The following is a 20,259-nucleotide window of genomic DNA, read 5'->3' on the forward strand; positions in this document are numbered from 1 at the left end:
TTTTTATATATGCAAAAATAGCTTATTCGCTGATTTCACACCACTTAAGCAGTGCCAATGCAATGATTTCCGCCGCTTCAAAGATATCTTCAAGCTTGATGTATTCATTCGCCTGATGCGCCGTTTCCGTTACCCCTGGCCCAAAAACCACTACTGGCACTCCGCCGACCTTTGAAAGGATACCACCGTCTGTAGCCCATGGAGATGCTTCGATTAATGGAGACTGTTCCTTAACCTCCTTATAGCTTTCAGTAAGGACATGAATCAGTTCGTGTTCAGGATCCAGGTCGCCTGGCAGCCAGCTTGCACCAAACCATTCAAGTTCAGGGTTATTTTCTTTTAACCATGGGTCATCGTTACAGACACCGACAATCGCTTCATGCATTTCTCGTTTTGCCTCTTCCTGTGTTTCATTTGGGGCGACCCCCATCCTGCCCTCAATTACCGCTAAATCAGGTACAGATGATGGCCAGTCTCCGGCATGGATTTTTCCGATATTGATAGGTATAGGAATGGGAATACTTTCAAAAAACGGATCTGTGATTCTTTCATTTCTCCAAGACTCCAAGCTCCTCAGTCTATCAATTACCAGCATCGCCTTTTCAATCGCATTGACACCTTCATACCTCGTTCCGCCATGCGCCCCTTTTCCTTTTACAGAAATCCTGAACCACATCGACCCTTGCTGCTTTGGAAAAAGCTTCATATTAGTAGGTTCAGGGATGATTGCAGCATCCGCTTTATAACCACGCAGGACTGTGGCAAGTGTGCCCGCTCCACCGCTTTCTTCTTCAATCACACTTTGAAAAATGACATCGCCCTTTAACTTTATTCCTGAATTTTTTATTGCCTCCATTGCCATAAGCAGTGAAGTTGTGCCACCCTTCATATCTGTTGAACCTCTGCCAAACAATTTGCCGCATTCAATATGTCCGCTAAACGCCTCCTTATCCCAATCACTTGCGTTGCCTGCGGGAACAACATCGATATGTCCATTAAGGATCATCGACCTGCCTCCACCTGTTCCCCTCATGATTCCTACAGCATTTGGGTTCCCATTGAAGTCTTTCCGATCAGAACAAAACGCCGGGTGAACAGTCAGTCCGCTATTCCCGATTTCCCAAATATCCATTTCCAGTCCCAGCTCACGACATTTTTCAATAATGACCGCCTGTGCACCACTTTCATTACCTCTTGTACTTGGTTCCTGGACTAATTTTTGCAAAAGCCGTGTCCCTCTTATTCTGCTTTCCTTAATGTAATTCCTCACCTTTTGCTCAGCAGATTGCACGATATCAGCCCCTTTAATATTCAATAATCCGGATATCCTCGACGATTGAAAAATCGCACGCGGTCTTAGCCATAACTTCAGTGACAGTATGTGGCGCAAAAAGTTCAGACAAAATCAACGAACCTTCATGTATATTAAAAACTGCAAGATCAGTGATAATAATCTCGACACAGTTTTCGGCGGTCAGAGGCAATGTGCACGATTCCACAATTTTAGGTACACCATTTTTGTCTGTATGGTTCATCAATACTGCTACTTTCCCTGCTTTTTGTGCCAGTTCCATCGCTCCGCCCATGCCCGGAACCTTTTTGCCGGGAACAATCCAGTTCGCCAAGTCTCCTTTTTGGCTAACCTGCAAGGAACCGAGAATGGTAAGGTCTACCCTGCCTCTCCGAATCATTCCAAACGCCACTGCACTATCACAATAAGAGGAACCTTCCATGATCGTAACCGGGAAACCACCAGCATTACACAGGTTCTCATCCTCCAGCCCCTTTTCAGGCGACTTCCCCATCCCAACAATTCCATTTTCGGCATGGAACATCACTCTCGTTTCTCTCGGAAGGTGGTTTGGTACTAGTGAAGGAATCCCTATTCCCAGGTTCACAACCATGCCCGGAGCGATTTCTTCGGCTGCTCGTCGGGCCATCCTATTTCTGACATCTATTCCCATGCCCATTGCCAATTCACCCCTCCAGAAGGAATTACCATATCCACGAATACACCGGGCGTCACGATTTCTTCTGGATCCAGGCTACCAAGAGGAACGATTTCCTCCGCCTCCGCTATCGTGAAATTTCCAGCCATCGCCACGAGCGGATTTGTATTCCGCGCACTTTTATCGAAGACAAGGTTTCCATAGGGGTCTGCCTTTTTGGCATAAACAATTGATACCTCTGCAGTCAATGCTGTCTCAATCAAATAATCCTTGCCGTTCAAGTTCATTCTTTTTTTGCCTTTTGCAACAAATTCATGATCAACGCCTACATCTGTCAAAATAGCACCAAGCCCCATTCCTCCAGCCCTGATGCGTTCCGTCAAAGTTCCCTGTGGAGAGAACTCGACCTCCATTTCGCCCCTGGTCATCAGTTCGCCGGCTACCGGATTCGACCCAATATGGGAGGCGATGACTTTTCTTGCCTTTCCCCGGCTGACAATTTTCCCGATGCCGATTTCAGGGAAACCTGTATCATTTCCAATCAGCACTAGATTTTTAATTTCTTTTTCAAGAATGCCATCAATCAGGTCAGGAGGAGATCCCACTCCACCAAAACCACCAAACATCAAGGTCATACCGTCATAAAAATGCTCCATTGCCTGCTCAAGCGTCGCTATTTTTCCGAATGGATTTTCCATCTATTTTTCAACTCCATTTTCATAAGGAAATCCCAGTATTCTATAAACTTCAATGAATGTTGCCTTCAGCAAGTTTATTAACTCGTCAATCTCACGCTTGGTGATAGTCAGCGGCGGGGAAATAATCACTGCGTCCCCTGACATTCCATCTAGGCCGGCTCCTGCAGGATACAGCAAGATTCCTTGTTCCCTGCCTGCTTTTACAACTAACTCAGTTAACTTCATACTTCGTTCGAACGGGATCTTCGCACCTTTCAATCTGACAAATTCAAGACCTAGCAGCAAACCTTTTCCCCGTACATCTCCTATAAAATCAAACTGTTTTTTTAGCTGCTCAAGTTTATTTCTAAGGTAAACCGACTTTGATTCCACATCACTTAAAATGTCATTGTTCTCGAGGTATTCCAATACCGCCAGTGCAGCCGCACATGATTGTGGATTCGCGCTAAGTGTATGACCGCTCATAATCGATTTAGAGCCGTGCAGGATTGGCTCCATGACGTGATCACTGACGACCGTCGCGGCAATCGGGGCATATCCAGCCCCCATTCCCTTACCGAGCGCGACAATATCAGGAATGACATTCCAGTGTTCAGATGCCAGCATCGGCCCTGTTCGGCCAAAGCCTGTCATCACCTCATCCGCAATGAATAATATATTGTTTTCGTCACATATCTTTTTAATAGCTTCGTAGTAACCTTCTGGGGGAGTGATCGCGCCTCCAGCAGCACCAATCACCGGTTCTGCAATAAATCCGGCAATATGGTCAGAACCAATCCGCTTTATCGCTCCATCAAGCTCCATCGCGCATAAATATCCGCACTCAGGTGCCGTGCTTTGATATGGACACCGATAGCAATATGGAGGTGAAATCGTTGGGAATTCCTCAAGCAATGGAACAAACCTTGCTCTTCTCCCTGGATGTCCTGACATTGAAAGAGCACCAAGAGTAATCCCATGGTAACTAATCCATCTTGATAGAATTTTTGTTTTTGACTTGATCCCTTTCTCTTGCCAGTACTGAATCGCAATTTTCAGCGCCGTTTCGGTTGCCTCGGAACCACTGTTCACAAAGAAACTCCAATTTAGATCCCCCGGCAAAGCATCAGCAAGTTTTTCTGCCAGCTTTTCTGCTGCCTCACTTGTGAATTGGGAGCGATAGACAAAAGACACCCGTTTGGACTGTTCATGCATTGCCAATATAATTTCTGGAACTCCGTGTCCAATATTTGCCGTGACAGCCCCAGATGCAGCATCAAGGTATTTCTTGCCATCTTTATCAAAAAGAAAGACACCTTTTCCATAGTCAATCTCTGGATAGCTTTCATCCAGGGCAGGTTTAATCAAGTAGGACGGCTTCATAAATTCACTCCATTCACCGCAATTAAAATCAAATGGACATTCTGTAAATTGTATGAATTGAAAAGGCGAATCTTTCGTGAAGTTGTAAAAAATAAGTGGTACTGGCTGGTTTTTTCAGGCAGGGAGAAGTTCGGAAAAATTTCTATTATTGAGGCCTGCCTACTTCGGACAAATTCTGTTCTTTCATCGGCTGTTTTATCCGAACCTGGGTGGACTTCGGACAAAATCTGTTCTTCCGGCGGCCGTTTTGGCCGAACCTGGGGGGACTTCAGACAAAACCTGCTCTTCCGCCGGCCGTTTTGGCCGAACCTAGGGGACTTCGGACAAATTCTGCTCTTCCATCGGCTGTTTTGTCTGAACCCGGGGTGACTTCAGACAAAACCTGCTCTTCCGCCGGCCGTTTTGGCCGAACCTGGGGGGACTTCGGACAAATTCTGCTCTTCCATCGGCTGTTTTGGCTGAACCTGAGGGGACTTCGGACAAATTCTGTTCTTTCACCGGCCGTTTTGTCTGAACCCAGGGGGACTTCGGACAAATTCTGTTCTTCCATCGGCTATTTTGTCCGAACCTGGGGTGACTTCGGACAAATTCTGCTCTTCCATCGGCTGTTTTGGCTGAACCTGAGGTGACTTCAGACAAAACCTGCTCTTTCACCAGCTGTTTTGGCTGAACCTGAGGTGACTTCAGACAAAACCTGCTCTTCCGCCGGCCGTTTTGGCTGAACCCGGGGGGACTTCGGACAAATTCTGCTCCTCCATCGGCTGTTTTGGCCGAACCTGGGGGGACTTCGGACAAATTCTCCTCTTCCATCGGCTGTTTTGTCTGAACCTGGGGGGACTTCAGACAAAACCTGCTCTTCCGCCGGCCGTTTTGGCTGAACCTGGGGTGACTTCGGACAAATTCTGCTCTTCCATCGGCCGTTTTGTCTGAACCCAGGGTGACTTCGGACAAATTCTGCTCTTCCATCGGCTGTTTTGTCTGAACCTGGGGGACTTCGGACAAATTCTGTTCTTCCATCGGCTGTTTTGGCCGAACCTGCACCTATTTCGGACAGCTATTCTCTCCGTTTTTTTCTTGATATAAAATCTGCAAATCTAGGCAGAAAAAAAGACACCCATAAAAGGTGTCATATAGTTTTTAAAACCCTATTCTTCTTGTTCAATAAATATTTCAGTTTGCCCATCCATTGCTTTTACTGTTGCGATTGTCCCGATTGGCAGCGTCGCAAATGGCTGGACATGGCCAAAGTTTACATTTGCGATGATTGGTATATTCCGCAGTTCTTCCTTACTGGAAATGATTTTCCTTAATGCCTCTTGCGTAATATTGGAGTTCTTTTGGAAACGGCCTATCAAAAGAGCTTTTATTGAATCAGCATCTGGAAGATGAAGCAGCGATTGCAGGTCCCTGTCAAAGCTCCTGGAATGGCTTTCTTCATCATCCTCAATGAACAGGATGCTATCCTTTAGGGAAGGCATGAATTCTGTACCCTGAAGCAGGTTCATCGTACAGAGATTGCCGCCAACCAGTTTCCCCTCGGCTTCACCTTCCTGGAGAATCAGGTAGCCATTTTGTTCGTGAAATGTCCGATTTTCCTGGTCGAGATACCAGGCATCGTCAGACCACGTTACAGATGGAACAACCTCATATGGAGCATCATTTGTGACTGCCTGCAGAAACGATTCCATCGTATATTCAAGTCCATGCTTCACGCCGAAGCTCGAGAAATGGGGCCCTGAATAGGTCACGAGACCAGTTTTCTTATAGATTGCCAGCTGCAACGCTGTAATGTCACTGTAACCGCAAAAAATCTTTGGATTAGCAGCAATCAGGTCGAAGTCTATATATTTTAGTAGCTGATTAGAATTATAGCCACCAATTGCAGTAAGAATCCCTTTTACATTCGGATCTGCAAAAGCGTCATGCAAGTCCTCGATTCTTTCTTCAATAGAAGAACTAAAAAACTCATCATGCGCATCTGCGTTCTTCCCGAATGTCACATTGAAGCCCAGATTATTCAATCTTTCAACAGCCAAATCGACCTGTGCTTCTTTTAAAATGATCATGCTCGTCGCCGGTGCGATTACTCTTATTTCATCCCCTGGCACTAATTTAGGTGCAAACATACTCTCCCCGCCTCTTCTGTATATAGGTTTATTTTATCAAAGAAATGGAAGAGTGTAAGCATCTTTAAACAAGTGCAGGCTCCGGTTTCCGGCCAGTCCTCGATTTTTCGATTATGTCGGTCGCAATCCATACTCCACATGCGCTCGCCTGAGCCAGTCCTCTCGTTATACCGGCACCATCCCCGCCAACATAGAGGCCGCTAATTTCTGATTCAAACCTGTCATTCAACTTCGGCCTTGCGGAATAGAATTTTGCCTCTACTCCATAGAACAAAGTATGGTCTGAAGCCAGGCCAGGAGTAACCTGGTTGAGCGCTTCCGTCATTTCGATCAAACTCTTAAGCGTGTTATATGGAAGCACGAGTCCCAAATCTCCAGGAACAGCTTCCTTCATAGTCGGTTCCAGGAATCCCTCTTTAATTCTTTTTTCCGTGGACCTTCGTCCTTTTAAAATATCACCGTATTTCTGCACGATCAGGCCGCCATTTGAAAGGCTGTTCGCCAGCCTGGAGATTTCATGGGCATATTCATTCGGCTTGTCGAATGGCTCAGAAAATGTATGTGAAACAAGCAAGGCAAAGTTAGTATTACTGCTTCCCAGATTAGGATCTTTGTAGGCATGGCCATTAGCGAGCATGATTCCAGAATGGTTCTCGACTACAACATGTCCAGATGGATTGCTGCAGAATGTTCTCACACTGGTCCCCACAGAAGTATTGAAAATAAATTTACCTTCATATAAATGTTCGTTTATTTCCTCCATGACGACATTGGAAGTTTCAACACGAACACCAATATCGACCTGGTTATTCATCATCTTTAGCCTTCTTTTTTTCATAAGCTGTGTCAGCCATTTGGAGCCATCACGACCAGGTGCAACGACAACTTTCTCAGCAGAAATTTTCTCGCCGTTCTTAAGCTCAACACCTGTGACTCTATGGCCTTCCGGCGTCTTTTCTGTAATCAAATCCTCGATTTCTGTCTTGAACGCCATATCGACCTTATCTTTTAAGTACTCGAAAATATCTTTTAAAATCTCAAGATTCTGTTCCGTGCCAAGATGGCGCACCTGCGCCCTCAGCAGCTTCAGTCCTGCGGCATATCCTCTTCTCTCAATTTCACGGACCTTATCTGTCATCGGGTCAGTTATGCTTTCAGTTGCACCATGCTTGAGATTGATTTCATCTACGTATTTAATTAATTCGACAACTTTTGAATCAGGTAGGTAATCCGTCATCCATCCGCCGAATTCACTTGTAATATTAAACTTCCCATCAGAATAGGCACCGGCACCGCCAAAGCCATTCGTAATCGAACATGCCGGCAGGCACCCTGCAAAATCCTTCTTCCCTGCTGCTGGCGGACATTTTTCAATCTTCTTTTGTAAAATCGGGCAGTTCCTCCGATAAATATCGTGACCTTTATCAACTAGCAAGACATTCGCATCAGGCATCTTCAACGATAATTCATAACAAGTAAAAATACCTGCCGGACCTGCTCCAACGACAATCACATCATAGTTAGTATTCATTCAGCATCCCCCGCCAATCTGTTTTTTGCTTAACCATTGGTAAATATAACAAAATATATCGAGTCGGTCAACTTTAATCACGAACTATATTTTATTTCAAACGATAAAATGTTCGTAATTTGGAATAACAAAATAAGAGGCTGCCTGTTGTCAGACAACCTCTCAAGGTATTTTATTTCAGCTCATTGTTTTTACCAGTTATAGCTGCAGCAAGCACCAATGATGATTAACAAAATGAACAATACAACGATCAATGCAAAACCGCCGGATCCGTAACCAGCACCCGCCACTCCTGCATAAGGATAACCTCCGCCACAGAAAGTGCCATGCATTGGTGCAGTTGCCATTGGTGCAGTTACAGGCATTGGGGCATTATCATATCCGTACATTAAAAACCACTCCTCGTTTGTTTTTGAATTGCTTTCCCTTTACGGTATGATATGGGTACTTGACCCGTTTGTGCATTAGCCTATTTTTTGAAATTTCCCGATTTTTAAAAATGCTCTTTGAATGCGGATGTGGATTTCCGCTATAGTCCTAATAACATCGCGAGAATGAAAATTTCATTTCAATGATTCAGAAAAAGCGTCTAAAATGGAAATAGAGATTTTATTTTCCGGAGGGATACCAACAAGAATGAAATTCAGCGCTAAAAAAATTTACAGTATAGTCTTCATTACCGCCGCCGTTATTTCTTTTTTAGCGATAAAGTCAGAACATTACCTTTCCAAGGATTTAACAGTATATGAAAAAATCGCCTCTGGTTCATCGTTTAATTATTTGATAATCGGCGACAGCATTGGCCGGGGTGCTGGCGCAGAGACTAAGGATTTGCGCTGGTACAGCCAGCTAGAGGTGCTTCTTAAGGATTTCAGCGGATCTCAGGCAAGAAGAAATATGCTCGTCCAGAGCGGAGCAACCTCCTTTGAAGGAATTTACAAACTGCAAAAATCGCCGAAATTCCGGGACATTGATCTCGTCTTTATTGTTTTTGGCGAAAATGACCGTAAATACATGAATCCCGAACAGTTTACTTTTTTTTACGAAAAATTGATCCGAGATGCAAAGGGGCGTTATCCTGGCTCAGAAATCATCACCATCATCGAAAGTCCTTTAAAACAAGAACAATTTGCTGATGCGATTAATAGAGTATCCACCCATTACGGAGCAAAAACCCTGGACATGCGCATTCCCTTCAAGGAATCAGGAATGCTGACAGAGCAGCTAACCACTGATATGGTACATCCAAATGGTAAGGGATATCAGTTGTACGCTGCCTCCATACTTGAACTGATCAAGAAAAATATCGAAATAGGCGCCGAGATTTCCAGTCTGCCAAAGCCCTTAACCAGGGAACAAACTTTAATTCTGTATGAAAAGAAGCTAGTAACTGCAAGCAATGGATTCCGGAGAGAAAATGGAATAAATATAAGCAAAAGACCTGGAGATTATCTAGAGTATGAATTCGAGGGCCCTATTCTTGGGGTAAATGCCATTCGAAGCCTGGATGGGGGAACGCTGAAGGTTTATATTGACGGGGAATATGTCAGGACACTTTCCACCTGGTGGCCTTTTACTCGAGAAAGGTATCTTTTTATCGCAAGCGGCTTGGATAAGGGACGTCACACTGTCCGGTTTGAAGCAGCAGAAACCCCCTCTCCAAACAACACGAGTGATAAGTCAGTCATCCAGATTTCATCGATTATCGTCGCTAAGGATAAGATAAATTAATCATAGAAAAATCCAGTTAAAAAGTGTATGATACTTCCATATGTTTTGAATAAGGAGTTTACTATGAAAAGTGTACTGAAGAATTTCATTAATGGGATCCTGACAATAGTCCCCATCATTCTTGTTATCTATGTCATTTATAAAACATTCATGTTTTTTGACAGCCTTCTGGGTAATGTTCTGAAGCCATATTTGCAAGAAAGGTACATTCCGGGTATCGGCCTTCTGACGACTCTTGTCCTTATCACCATTCTGGGATGGTTGTCCACCCGATTCATCACCGGAAGTATCATCAAGCTAATTGACAGGCTATTGGAAAAAACTCCTTTCGTAAAGACGGTTTATTCTGTTATAAAGGATACAGTCCATTCCTTTCTTGGCGAGAAAAAGTCGTTTTCCAAGGTCGCTTTGGTTACGATTCCTGGTACCAATATGAAGAGCCTCGGCTTCATAACTACAGAAAACCTGAAGGCATTCCATGAGCCATTATCAGAGCATGTTGCTGTCTACGTGCCTCAAACGTTCCAAGTAGCCGGGTTCACTTTCCTGATCCCCAAGACTGAGGTAGAAATCATTGATGTCAAACCAGAAGATGCGATGAAATTCATCCTCTCTGGCGGAATGACTTCGTCAAATGGACAAAAGTCTGTTAATTAAAGGCTGTTTTCGTAATCCTAAAGCCGATTTTAACGTAGTATATACCCATTTTGCAGGTCGGTATTAAATTTGCATGCTCTTTTCTCATAAGACAACTTTACGAAGGAATATAGGTATTTCAATCCAATTTTGAATTCAATAACAACAAAGTTTGAGAAAAGAGCCTAATGAAAACAGCCGCTGATTCAGCGGCTGTTTTCATTTTTGCCTTTATGGTTGTTTTCAGGTGATCTTCTTTCTGCCGAGCATCCCTAAAAAAGTGTCTCCACTATTCAAAAGTCACTTCAAGGATTGGTGTCGTACCCTTTTCTACATTGCCTTCTGTTAAAACCTTCAATGAAGCAGCTTGATCTGTGTTGGTGATAATGACTGGTGTTACCGTACTCTTTGCCTTTTCGCTGATGATTCCCATATCAAAGGTCACTAGCTTGTCCCCAGCCTTGACTGTATCACCTTGCTTCACATGCGTTTCGAAGCCTTCTCCTTTGAGGGAAACAGTCTCCAACCCAATATGAATCAGTATCTCTGCTCCGTTTTTTGCCCTGATTCCGACCGCGTGCTTAGTCGGGAACACCTGCATGATTTCACCATCAACCGGTGATACGACAACTCCCTCTGACGGTTCAATTGCCAATCCGTCCCCCATCATTTTTTCAGAAAAAACAGGATCCGGAACTGCACTTACATTCACTGCATTCCCCGTCATTGGTGCTAGCAGCTGGATTGTTTTTATAGGTTCTTCTTTTTTCCCGAATAGCTTTTTAAACATACGAATCATTCCTTCCATTCTAGGAGCTATGATTAATCTTGGAACAGCTTGAGGTATTCTCCATACCCTTCCTCTTCCATTTTTTCTTTCGGAATAAACCTTAGAGCCGCTGAATTAATGCAATATCGCAAACCGTTCTCTCCCGGTCCATCATCAAACACGTGGCCCAAATGAGAATCTGCTGTTTTGCTCCGCACTTCAGTTCTGACCATAAAATGGCTCATGTCTTGTTTTTCAATTATTTCTTCATCCATGATCGGCTTAGTGAAGCTCGGCCAGCCGCATCCGGCATCATATTTATCCCTGGAACTAAATAACGCCTTGCCTGAGACGACATCGACATATATTCCCTCTCTTAGGTCATTCCAATATTCATTCCTGAACGGTGGTTCTGTCCCGCTATTTTGCGTAACCTCATACTGCATGGGAGTCAGTTTTTTCCTTAACTCCTCTGGATCTTTTTTCATCATTTCTTTTCCCCCCAATGATTCTTGATAAAAGCTGAACGTCCTGAACCAACATGATAAGCATTATATCTTTCTGGATTTTTCTTATAATAACCCTGATGGTATGTCTCTGCTGGATAAAATGGTTTGGCCGGCAAAATTGGGGTTACGATTGGCTTCCTAAATACCCCGCTTTCCCCAAGCTTCTTTTTCGATTCTTCCGCTGACTGTCTTTGATCTTCATTATGATAAAAAATCGCCGTTTGGTATGACTGCCCCCTGTCGTAAAACTGACCTCCGGGATCGGTTGGATCTATTTGCTGCCAGTATAGCTGCAGCAGTTTTTCATAAGGAAAGATATCTGGATCGAATGTGATTTGTACTGCTTCATAATGACCGGTTGTCTCGCTGCAAACCTGCTCATATGTAGGATTCTCAGTCGTGCCTCCAGTGTAGCCGGAAACAACGCTGACAATCCCCGGCTGCTCATCAAACGGCTTGACCATGCACCAGAAACAACCTCCAGCAAATGTCGCCAGCTCATGATTACCTTTTTCCATCGTGACACCTCTTCTTTCATGCTTTGGATAAAATGAAAAACTCTACTCAAATACTTATTCCCTATTGTATAACTTTTAAAGCAAAAAACACATTGAGAACCCTTAAACAGCAACAGCCCCTTCCAGAGAGAAGGGGCTGTTCATTATTATCGTTTGTACTTTGCATTGTGGCGGATTTCTTTATTGATGTTTTTCCAGTGCTTTTTTTCTTCGGCTTGCGCCTTTTTATCCAGCTTCCTGTCAATATAGGCAAGCTCTTTTTGCAGCTTTTTATAACTCAAAAGCCTGTTTTCATCAAGAATGCCATTGGTGATCGCTGACCAAACTGCACAGCCTGGCTCGTTCTTATGACTGCAATCACGAAATTTGCATCCATCAGAATATTGCTCAATATCCGCGAAGCTCTCGATGATTCCTTCCTCACTTGACCAAAGCTGAATTTCCCTCATTCCCGGTGTGTCTATTAGTATCGCTCCTCCAGGAAGCAAAACCATTTCCCGATGAGTCGTAGTATGCTTACCCTTATCATCGCTTTCCCTAATCTCCTGGACCAGCTGCTTTTCAAATCCTGTGAAATAATTGACAAGACTAGACTTGCCGACTCCTGATGATCCAATTAAGGCCACTGTTTTACCTGATGCAAGATAGGGTTGAAGTTCCTCAGTCCCCGTTCCCTCTAGAACGCTCACTGCAATTACAGGTATCCCGATAGCAACTGATGAAACTTGATCCATCTTCGCTTTTAAATCTGTCACTAAGTCGGCTTTGCTCAGAATGATGACAGGGTTTGAACCACTTTCCCAGGCAAGCAGCAGGTATCGTTCAATTCTTCTCAGATTCAAATCATCATTAAGTGAATTTACGATGAACACTGTATCAACATTCGCTGCGACAATTTGCTCCTCGGTAACCTGCCCAGCAGCCTTTCTGGAAAACTTGCTTTTACGCGGCAATATTCCCTTGATTATTCCTCGCATTTCTCCTGGGGAAGTTTGTACGGCAACCCAGTCACCAACTGCCGGCAGGTCTTCACGACTGATTGCATCAAATGTTAATTTGCCAGCTAAAGTGCACAGGTATTCTCCATCTTCGAGCCATACCCTGTAACTATGCTTATGCTCTAACGCTACCCTGCCGAGCTTGAATCCATTAGGATAATATTCATTAAAATGGCTGCTCAATTCAGCCGTCATTCCGATATTTTCAAAGTTATTCAATTCATTTTTCCTCCATCATGCTTAAAATAAAAAACCACAGGCACGCACAGCCCGTGGTTCATAAGCATGGAGAAAAAAGACTAATAGTCGTTTGATCCGCTTAGGTTAAGGGGCCGTGCAACAAGTAATCGACATCATCAATACATTTAACATTCTGCTCATTGCACTCCACCTGCCTCTCGTTAAGTTAATTATAGTATATGGAAAAACATTCCTCATGTAAAGCTTAAATTCATTTTTTTAATATAACCACTGAAGCTGTCTCGCACCTATTGCGCCCAATTTGCATATTTTACATTTGAGCAACCAATAAAATTAGGAGTGAGGGGTATGTCCATTAGGAACCAGAATGATTACCTGCATAAAGCGGCCATGTATGATTTATTGGCTAATTATTATAAATACCTTGACCCAAATAGGCACGTCATGTATTACCACAAGCACCTGAGGAATTTAAATAAGGCAGTCCAGTTTATGCGCTCTTATACTGTACCGACCAGTCAATCCAACACATTACCATCCATGATGCGTTTTTTGCATGCTTCTCCGGAAGTGGAGGACGTCGATATTTATGTGAATGGAAACAGAGTGCTCCGTGACTTCAGTTATAAAACGAACAGCAGCCATATGCAACTACAGCCGGGGAAATATCAGGTCGACATCTATCCTGCAGGAGGTAGCGTTTCTACTGTAATCAGCAAAAAGATCACGGTCGAATCAGGGCGGATTTATACAGCTGCCATTGCCGGGCCAGCCAAAAAGCTAAGGCTGCTAACATTTGAAGACAACCCGCAAACACCGGTAGGAGAAACTAAAGCCAGGTTTATCCACCTTTCCCCGGACGCGCCTGCTGTAGATATCGCAGGAAAAAATGGAGATGTAATATTCCCGAACGTTTCATATAAACAGGCAACAACTTATTTGGCCCTGACCCCAATGACCGTTACGTTAGAAGCAAAAGTTGCCGGTACTAATAATACGGTTGTTACAATTCCTGATGTGAAATTGGAGCCTAACAATGCCTACACAATCGTCGCGGTGGGCACTGCAAAAGGCGAACCGCCAATTGAAGTAATTTTATTGCAAGGATAATGAGGCCGGTCGCCCGGCCTGACTTTTTTCTGCAAACTGGTCATTTTACGCTCTATTCTATCCTTTTCCAGCTAAACCTCCCTAACTGTAATAAAAGTTCCATACCTTCCCGAGCTAAAAATGAAAAGAAGGCACCCTAAAGAGTACCTTCTTAATCTGCTGGAACAAGCAGGGTAAATTTAATATTGTCCTTTTTCAAATCAAATTCATTTACACGGACCTTGATATCACTTTTCAGCTTCAGCCTCTGCATAGATACGTATACTCTTTCTTCCTTTGGCTGGATCTCCACTGCATCCGGCATATCATAACTGTCACGGACAAATTTAAGTACGGTTGATACAGGAAGATTTAGTTTCCCTACTGAAATTGATCTCTGGTTTAAAATTAAATCACCATTCTCCAAGGCCTGCGGTTCAAAGGTCAGCTTCAACTCCAGCTCTTGACTGAAGAGCGGAAGCGTCCCATATAATTCTACCTCATTTGTCAGCAAAACTTGATAATCCATCTGACTATTTTTTGCTTCCTCTTCTAAGTAATGGTTGATTACTCTGTTTAAATCACGTTTGTTTGTCGATACATTAAAAGCAACATCATCCGTTCCAGAGCCATCCGTCCCTGGCTCTAATTTTGTTTCCTCCACTGGTGAGGCTATGAGGATCCAAATGAACAGGATGGCTGCAGCCATGAGACCCAAAAGAATAAAGAATCCGATTTTCCATTTATTTTTTATCATTAATCTTTGTAACTCCTCTTCCCAATCTTATGACCTTAGTTAGACAGCGAGTCAATGACCTGTTCATCAAGGATTTCATAAATCCGATCAGCAATTAATTGGTATCCACGGTCATTTGGGTGAAAATAATCAGTATATAACAGATTTTCTTCATTATTAAGGAAAATATCATGAATGTCGACAAAGTATGCATTCCCGTCCTGCTCGACTATTGAAAGGCTTTGACCGTTCCACTCATCCACTATTAGATTCATTTCCTTAACATCAGCAAACCAATTAAAAAATGGATTGTAGAGCCCGACTAAAACGATCGGAGCTTCTTTATTTTGGTTGCGAATTGACAAGAAAATTTCCTGCAGCTGCTTTGCGAACAATTCTTGTTCTGTTTGAAAGTGATTTAGCTTAAGACTTGAAAAATTCTCTTTGACAACCTTCATTAAATCATTCCCGCCGATCGTTAATATGATCAGGTCGGCTTCTTCAAAAGAAGATTGGACATTTTTGTTTTTCAGTCTTTTCAAAAGCTGGTCAGTCCTATTTCCTCTTACACCAAAATTTTCGAAATTCGCATTTTTAATTGTTTTTTCATTTTCAAGTTGCTGTGCAAGGTATGGGATATATCCGCCTGTATTCGTACTGTCTCCTACACCCTGTGTGAGTGAGTCCCCCGCAGCAACAATATGCAAATCCTTCGGAAAGAAAGAAGTCGGCAATGCTTCCTTTATTTCCATTCCTGTTTCCTTGACCTTATTGAAGTTCCCTTTTTGAAAATTTTCAAACTGACTGCAGGATGCTAATACCATGATCATTGTCAGTGCTATATAAAGAAAGGTGAATTTCTTCAACAATATTAATCACCTACCTTTAAAAGTATAATCATTATAACATTTAATGCTTTTTCTGGCTTTAGTCACGCATTGCTTTCCTTCATTCCTTGGCGGCATTCTCAAGATTGTTAATTTAATTTGTACAAACTGATGACACTTATTCCCCAATCAAAAAAAAACAGGCCACATACGCGGCCTATTGGAGTGCTTTGATATCTTCAATTATTTGTTCAAAAGGAACTTCCTTCAATCCGGTATAATATTTCCTCATATCCCCGTTTTGATCGACAATATAAAAATCAGTACCATGAATGACCTGGTCTCCAGTCTCCGGTTTCTTCACAAGAGTCTTAAAGTTCTCAAGCGCGAATTTTTCTATTTCCTCTTGTGTATAACCTGTAAGGAATGACCAGTTCTTGAAATCAACATTGAACTTCTTGCCATACTCCCTTAGTGCTTCAGGATTGTCCACAGCAGGATCTACACTGAAAGAAACAATCTCCACGTCCTTAAGCCCTTCTTCTTTTATCATATCCTGAAGCTTCGACATATTGGCCGTCATTGGCGGGCACACATCAGCACAGTTCGTGAATATAAAACTCGCCATCCAGACTTTTCCTTCTAAATCCGCTTTACTTACTGATTCACCATCTTGATTCGTGAAAGTAAAATCCTCGATAGGATAGTTCTTCGCATCCTTTAGGCCGCTATTTCCACACCCCGCAGCGAAAATGATTACTGCTGCAAGCATGAGAAGCGTAAAAACCTTTTTCAAAATCATCACCTGCAATCTTTCGAATAATGTCCATAGACAATTCTAGCAGACGCATTTGAGAGAAGAAAGAAAAAGGTATGAAAGAAGTGTGAAATTTTCATCATTTACCCTGTGCCATTGTGGACTTGTGAATTTTTCATCGTAGCGAAGAAATCTTTAATGAACTCTGTATAACTGAAGTTAACAGCTACTTTATGAACTGGATATTCGGCTTTATCAATTGAATTCCTGAAATCCCCGATGCTCTGTCCAAATGCCTCACCTATATTCACGACAATTTTAACCGGGATTTCGCGGGAAACCACATGGTCTTCTTTTACCAACGCCCATAATGTAAGAACATCGTGAAGAGGGGCACCCGTCAATTCAGGATTCCGCTCCTTATAAAACTTGTAGTAATAATCGAACATTGGCTTCACCAGTTTCCCTACTTCACTACCAATAGTATGGTAATGCTCATCTAACTCATTGATCAATGCCGGTGTCACGATCGCTCCACTTGTCACATCAAGCGGAATGATTTTCACAGGTGGTTTCGCTTGTGTCAATACAATATTCGCTGCATATGGATCTCCATAAAAATTCGCTTCAGCCACTGGGGTAACATTTCCAGGTACGTTGAATGCACCGCCCATAATGTAAAAATCCTTTACTTTTTTCATGGTTTCAGGATAGAGAATGAAAGCAGCAGCAAGCGATGAAAGCCTGCCTACATTCACTATAATGATTTCATCCGGGTTTTTTTCGATGATTTCCTGGATGCCATGAAAGTTTTCAAGAGTGTAATCCACATCAATATCAGGGATGATTGGCCCGAGTCCTTCAATGCCGTGGACGTCAGGTACATATTCAGGCGGATCTCCTGTCAATGGCAGTTCTGCACCTGCAAAAGCTGGAACATCAGGTCTCCCTGTAAGCTTTTGCAAATAAGCGGCATTTCGAAGGGCATCTTGTTTTGAAACATTGCCGTAATCGGCAACTACACCGACCAAATCTATTTCCTTGTTAAAAAACGCATATAATACAGCAATATTGTCATCTATCCCAAAATCACTAAAGAAAAGCACTTTTTTCATCAAGTCCGTGCACCTCCTTTTTAAATTATATTGAGGCCTTTGAAAATAATGGCAATAAAATAAAAAGCCCTGAATTTTACTCAGGACTTTCTGTAAATATTGGGACCATTATCTCAAAGGTGGTGCCTTCACCTTTTTTACTTGATACCTTTATCTGTCCTTTCATCCTTTCAACAATCTGGTAGCAAACCATCAGCCCCATGCCTGTTCCGCGTTCCTTCAACGAATAAAAAGCCGTTCCAAGTCTTGAAAGCTCCTCCGCGGTCATCCCTATGCCCGTATCCTTGATGACAAATACACCGAAATCTCCTTGCTTCTCAAGTGTCATGCTAAGCTTTCCACCATCACCCATCGCCTCGATGCCATTTTTCAAGATATTGATGAGCACTTGTTTTAATTCACTTTTATTGCCCCTTATTTTTACCTGATTCTTGATTTCAGTGTGCATAGAAATGTTTTTTGACATCATAGCGTAAGAACTCATTAAATCCATTACCTGCTCCGTCATCTCACTGCCATCGATGATTACAAGCTTTCCAATATCCGGCTTGGCTAGACTCAAGTAGTCATTTATGATTGTCTCCGCCCTGTTCAACTCTTCAATCATAAGTTTTAAATACATATGATCTTCTTCAGACATTTCTTTAGAAAGGAAAATTTGCAGAAAACCTTTCACAACAGTCATAGGATTTCTGATTTCATGGGCAACAGAGGCAGCCAGCTGGCCTATCGCATTCATTTTCTCGGCACGCTGAAGCTCCTGCTGAAGTTTTGTACGTTCAAATATATCCTCCATTGTGTTGATCGCTTCCTCTAATAAAAGCGACTCCTTATCCTCCAGGGATGTTTGACCCAGTTGCTTTGATGCGGCTGATACCCTCTCAAATAGTTGGGAGAGCTGGGAAGCCATCTCATTGAATTTTTCGCTCAATAAACTTAACTCTGATTGATCATGCACAGGCAGCTTGACGGTGAAATTTCCGGAACTGATTTCCTTTATGCCAAAAAACAAGTCATCTACTGGTTTCATGACCTTCCTAAGGCCCCAATGCAGGATTACATACACAACAGCCAGGATGGCCGCCATCTCCATTAATAACAGCAAGAGTATTTCCATCTGATTTTCCTTGATGATGGATGCCTTTGCATCTATCCCAAGAATGGCCACCACATTTCCACTGTTATCTGTAATTGGAGCGAAGGATGAAATCCAAGACCCGTATTGATCAGTGAATACATCTGTACTCGTTATAGTCTTATTTTCCCTTGTATTCCGATATGCACTTATAAATTCTTCACCTGCATCATAAAACATTAGGGAATCGAATGAGTAATCCCTATAAATATCAGATGCTGAAAGGATGTAAACTTTCTGATTTGGATATTCTTCAGGCAGCATAACATAAGCCCCAAGGAATGACGCACTTTTGTCTCCCACCATAGTCAAAAGCTTCTCAAGGCGGAGGATTGAAGGGTTTGACTTATCCCGGGATTCATCAGCCTTTCTAATATCCTCAGGATCAAGGGTAGATGACCAAATTCCTGCAACTCCTTCAACCTTATCAGCCATTTGAGTTTTCAATTGTTTTGACTGCAGGTAGAAGCTCGTACCCATTGTCGATACGACTACGACCGTTGTGATCATAAATGAGAACATTAGTATCTTTTTGAATAATGGCAGGTTCTTTACATTTAGCTTCATATTTTCATTGTCACATTCCGTTCTATGCTAAAGTGAATAATTGAAAATATTCGACATAAACCTTTAAATATCCTGTATTTTTAAAAAACTTTGGTTAGTTAAAAAGAACGAAAAAAGTCCTGAAATTTTACAATTCAGGACTTGAATGATATTTCATATTAACTATTCAAAGTAATACATGAACCCAATAGCGCCCGGGCCCGTGTGAGTACTTACAATTGGAGTCGTATCTTCGATAGTGAAGTCATCATATCCGGAAGTTTCAAAGACGGCTTCCTTTATTTTCTCAGCGAGACCTTTTCCCTCTGCATGGGTAAGCCCTATCCCTTTTATGGTTTTGCCCTCTGTATCTGCAGCAAATTGATTTCTAAGGTACTTTACGACTTGCGAATGACTTCTTGCTTTAGAGACAGGAGTATATTCTCCACCTTCGAGAGATGCAATCGGTTTTATATTCAATAATGAGCCGATCATCGCTTTTCCTTTGCCAATCCGTCCTCCCTTGACCAGATTCTCAAGGGTATCTACGACGACAAAAAGGCGGGTCTGTTCTCTTATCTCATCTAGCCTTGTTATTATTTCATCAGATGGTTTACCTTCAGCAGCCATCTGGGCAGCCTCAAGAACCTGGAACGCCAAACCCTTCGAAATAAAGCGGGAATCAACCACATTCACCTTTGCTCTTGTCATCTGGGCGGCACTTTCAGCAGAACGCACTGTACCGCTCATACCGCCTGTCATATGTATCGATATGATTTCATAACCATCCGCGGCCAGCGCGTCATATACCTTCAAGAATTCCCCGGCAGGCGGCTGCGAGCTCTTTGGCAATTCTGAAGAAGCTTTCATCTTTTCCATGAATTCTTTTGGACTGATATCCACTCTATCTAAATAATTTTCACCATTAATAGAAATAGATAAAGGGACAACGATAATCCCCCACTTTTCAATGAGCTCATCATTCAAATCACAAGTAGAATCAGTTACAATCTTGATTTTAGCCAT

20 protein-coding genes are annotated in these 20,259 nt (G+C 42.7%); 3 read left to right on the forward strand and 17 right to left on the reverse strand.

Annotated elements, in window-relative coordinates; translation table 11 throughout:
* Positions 1-22: 22 nt before the first annotated feature.
* From AC0VX7_RS15055 to AC0VX7_RS15085, 7 genes are all read right to left on the reverse strand, one after another.
* Positions 23-1,309 carry a peptidase gene (locus tag AC0VX7_RS15055; protein ID WP_475428165.1) on the reverse strand — a complete coding sequence of 429 codons (1,287 nt, stop codon included), beginning with the start codon at positions 1,307-1,309 and terminating at the stop codon, positions 23-25.
* The gene (locus AC0VX7_RS15060; RefSeq protein WP_475424895.1) at positions 1,305-1,970 is read right to left on the reverse strand and encodes a 3-oxoacid CoA-transferase subunit B; all 666 of its coding nucleotides are present in this window, start codon (positions 1,968-1,970) and stop codon (positions 1,305-1,307) included. Before AC0VX7_RS15060 ends, AC0VX7_RS15055 begins: the two co-directional genes overlap by 5 nt.
* A complete protein-coding gene (locus AC0VX7_RS15065) occupies positions 1,955-2,647 on the reverse strand; it encodes a CoA transferase subunit A (protein ID WP_475424896.1) in 693 nt (230 codons plus the stop codon). Before AC0VX7_RS15065 ends, AC0VX7_RS15060 begins: the two co-directional genes overlap by 16 nt.
* Entirely contained in the window at positions 2,648-4,009 is a 1,362-nt protein-coding gene (locus tag AC0VX7_RS15070) for an aspartate aminotransferase family protein (RefSeq protein WP_475424897.1), read from the reverse strand. It abuts the gene before it with no gap.
* 1,145 nt (positions 4,010-5,154) lie between these two features.
* Positions 5,155-6,135, reverse strand: coding sequence for a S66 family peptidase (locus AC0VX7_RS15075; RefSeq protein WP_475424898.1), 981 nt, complete (start codon positions 6,133-6,135; stop codon positions 5,155-5,157).
* 64 nt (positions 6,136-6,199) lie between these two features.
* Positions 6,200-7,666, reverse strand: a complete 1,467-nt coding sequence (locus AC0VX7_RS15080) for an NAD(P)/FAD-dependent oxidoreductase (RefSeq protein WP_475424899.1) — start codon at positions 7,664-7,666, stop codon at positions 6,200-6,202.
* Between the two features lie 191 nt (positions 7,667-7,857).
* On the reverse strand, positions 7,858-7,998 hold the full coding sequence (locus AC0VX7_RS15085; protein WP_215036605.1) for a YjcZ family sporulation protein: 141 nt from the start codon (positions 7,996-7,998) through the stop codon (positions 7,858-7,860).
* A gap of 304 nt (positions 7,999-8,302) precedes the next feature.
* On the opposite strand from AC0VX7_RS15085, the gene AC0VX7_RS15090 reads away from it, so the two are divergent.
* Both AC0VX7_RS15090 and AC0VX7_RS15095 read left to right on the forward strand, forming a co-directional pair.
* Positions 8,303-9,397, forward strand: coding sequence for an SGNH/GDSL hydrolase family protein (locus tag AC0VX7_RS15090; RefSeq protein WP_475424900.1), 1,095 nt, complete (start codon positions 8,303-8,305; stop codon positions 9,395-9,397).
* 63 nt (positions 9,398-9,460) lie between these two features.
* Positions 9,461-10,054, forward strand: coding sequence for a DUF502 domain-containing protein (locus AC0VX7_RS15095; RefSeq protein WP_475424901.1), 594 nt, complete (start codon positions 9,461-9,463; stop codon positions 10,052-10,054).
* 268 nt (positions 10,055-10,322) lie between these two features.
* On the opposite strand, the gene AC0VX7_RS15100 is transcribed toward AC0VX7_RS15095, so the two are convergent.
* The 4 genes from AC0VX7_RS15100 to rsgA form a co-directional block, all read right to left on the reverse strand.
* A complete protein-coding gene (locus AC0VX7_RS15100) occupies positions 10,323-10,823 on the reverse strand; it encodes a PTS sugar transporter subunit IIA (protein WP_475424902.1) in 501 nt (166 codons plus the stop codon).
* Positions 10,824-10,855: 32 nt separating this feature from the next.
* On the reverse strand, positions 10,856-11,290 hold the full coding sequence (gene msrB / locus AC0VX7_RS15105; RefSeq protein WP_475428166.1) for a peptide-methionine (R)-S-oxide reductase MsrB: 435 nt from the start codon (positions 11,288-11,290) through the stop codon (positions 10,856-10,858).
* Positions 11,290-11,829: a peptide-methionine (S)-S-oxide reductase MsrA gene (gene msrA / locus AC0VX7_RS15110; protein ID WP_475424903.1), complete on the reverse strand. Its 540-nt coding sequence runs from the start codon at positions 11,827-11,829 to the stop codon at positions 11,290-11,292. The genes msrB and msrA overlap by 1 nt, the downstream gene beginning before the upstream one ends.
* Positions 11,830-11,975: 146 nt before the next feature.
* On the reverse strand, positions 11,976-13,022 hold the full coding sequence (gene rsgA, locus AC0VX7_RS15115) for a ribosome small subunit-dependent GTPase A (protein WP_475428167.1): 1,047 nt from the start codon (positions 13,020-13,022) through the stop codon (positions 11,976-11,978).
* Positions 13,023-13,376: 354 nt separating this feature from the next.
* On the opposite strand from rsgA, the gene AC0VX7_RS15120 reads away from it, so the two are divergent.
* A complete protein-coding gene (locus tag AC0VX7_RS15120; protein WP_475424904.1) occupies positions 13,377-14,138 on the forward strand; it encodes a DUF4397 domain-containing protein in 762 nt (253 codons plus the stop codon).
* A 151-nt stretch (positions 14,139-14,289) separates the two neighbouring features.
* On the opposite strand, the gene AC0VX7_RS15125 is transcribed toward AC0VX7_RS15120, so the two are convergent.
* The 6 genes from AC0VX7_RS15125 to AC0VX7_RS15150 all read right to left on the reverse strand — a co-directional run bounded on the left by AC0VX7_RS15125 (position 14,290) and on the right by AC0VX7_RS15150 (position 20,259).
* Positions 14,290-14,874 (reverse strand): YpmS family protein, encoded by a 585-nt coding sequence (locus AC0VX7_RS15125; protein ID WP_475424905.1) that lies wholly within the window; start codon positions 14,872-14,874, stop codon positions 14,290-14,292.
* A 35-nt stretch (positions 14,875-14,909) separates the two neighbouring features.
* Positions 14,910-15,722: an SGNH/GDSL hydrolase family protein gene (locus AC0VX7_RS15130; RefSeq protein ID WP_475424906.1), complete on the reverse strand. Its 813-nt coding sequence runs from the start codon at positions 15,720-15,722 to the stop codon at positions 14,910-14,912.
* Positions 15,723-15,897: 175 nt separating this feature from the next.
* Entirely contained in the window at positions 15,898-16,482 is a 585-nt protein-coding gene (locus AC0VX7_RS15135) for an SCO family protein (protein ID WP_475424907.1), read from the reverse strand.
* Positions 16,483-16,580: 98 nt separating this feature from the next.
* A complete protein-coding gene (locus AC0VX7_RS15140; RefSeq protein ID WP_475428168.1) occupies positions 16,581-17,552 on the reverse strand; it encodes a nucleoside hydrolase in 972 nt (323 codons plus the stop codon).
* 76 nt (positions 17,553-17,628) lie between these two features.
* Positions 17,629-19,254: an ATP-binding protein gene (locus AC0VX7_RS15145; protein ID WP_475424908.1), complete on the reverse strand. Its 1,626-nt coding sequence runs from the start codon at positions 19,252-19,254 to the stop codon at positions 17,629-17,631.
* A gap of 162 nt (positions 19,255-19,416) precedes the next feature.
* Positions 19,417-20,259 carry a DegV family protein gene (locus AC0VX7_RS15150; RefSeq protein ID WP_475424909.1) on the reverse strand — a complete coding sequence of 281 codons (843 nt, stop codon included), beginning with the start codon at positions 20,257-20,259 and terminating at the stop codon, positions 19,417-19,419.

The sequence above is a fragment of the Mesobacillus sp. QJM3NY_10 genome (assembly GCF_056173465.1).

Coding starts and splice junctions, on each gene's coding strand:
- AC0VX7_RS15060 (WP_475424895.1), bottom strand. CDS start 1,970: ATGGGCATGGGAATAGATGTCAGAAATAGGATGGCCCGACGAGCAGCC.
- AC0VX7_RS15065 (WP_475424896.1), bottom strand. CDS start 2,647: ATGGAAAATCCATTCGGAAAAATAGCGACGCTTGAGCAGGCAATGGAG.
- AC0VX7_RS15070 (WP_475424897.1), bottom strand. CDS start 4,009: ATGAAGCCGTCCTACTTGATTAAACCTGCCCTGGATGAAAGCTATCCA.
- AC0VX7_RS15075 (WP_475424898.1), bottom strand. CDS start 6,135: ATGTTTGCACCTAAATTAGTGCCAGGGGATGAAATAAGAGTAATCGCA.
- AC0VX7_RS15080 (WP_475424899.1), bottom strand. CDS start 7,666: ATGAATACTAACTATGATGTGATTGTCGTTGGAGCAGGTCCGGCAGGT.
- AC0VX7_RS15085 (WP_215036605.1), bottom strand. CDS start 7,998: ATGCATGGCACTTTCTGTGGCGGAGGTTATCCTTATGCAGGAGTGGCG.
- AC0VX7_RS15090 (WP_475424900.1), top strand. CDS start 8,303: ATGAAATTCAGCGCTAAAAAAATTTACAGTATAGTCTTCATTACCGCC.
- AC0VX7_RS15095 (WP_475424901.1), top strand. CDS start 9,461: ATGAAAAGTGTACTGAAGAATTTCATTAATGGGATCCTGACAATAGTC.
- AC0VX7_RS15100 (WP_475424902.1), bottom strand. CDS start 10,823: ATGTTTAAAAAGCTATTCGGGAAAAAAGAAGAACCTATAAAAACAATC.
- msrB (WP_475428166.1), bottom strand. CDS start 11,290: ATGAAAAAAGATCCAGAGGAGTTAAGGAAAAAACTGACTCCCATGCAG.
- msrA (WP_475424903.1), bottom strand. CDS start 11,829: ATGGAAAAAGGTAATCATGAGCTGGCGACATTTGCTGGAGGTTGTTTC.
- rsgA (WP_475428167.1), bottom strand. CDS start 13,022: ATGACGGCTGAATTGAGCAGCCATTTTAATGAATATTATCCTAATGGA.
- AC0VX7_RS15120 (WP_475424904.1), top strand. CDS start 13,377: ATGTCCATTAGGAACCAGAATGATTACCTGCATAAAGCGGCCATGTAT.
- AC0VX7_RS15125 (WP_475424905.1), bottom strand. CDS start 14,874: ATGATAAAAAATAAATGGAAAATCGGATTCTTTATTCTTTTGGGTCTC.
- AC0VX7_RS15135 (WP_475424907.1), bottom strand. CDS start 16,482: ATGATTTTGAAAAAGGTTTTTACGCTTCTCATGCTTGCAGCAGTAATC.
- AC0VX7_RS15140 (WP_475428168.1), bottom strand. CDS start 17,552: ATGAAAAAAGTGCTTTTCTTTAGTGATTTTGGGATAGATGACAATATT.
- AC0VX7_RS15145 (WP_475424908.1), bottom strand. CDS start 19,254: ATGAAGCTAAATGTAAAGAACCTGCCATTATTCAAAAAGATACTAATG.
- AC0VX7_RS15150 (WP_475424909.1), bottom strand. CDS start 20,259: ATGGCTAAAATCAAGATTGTAACTGATTCTACTTGTGATTTGAATGAT.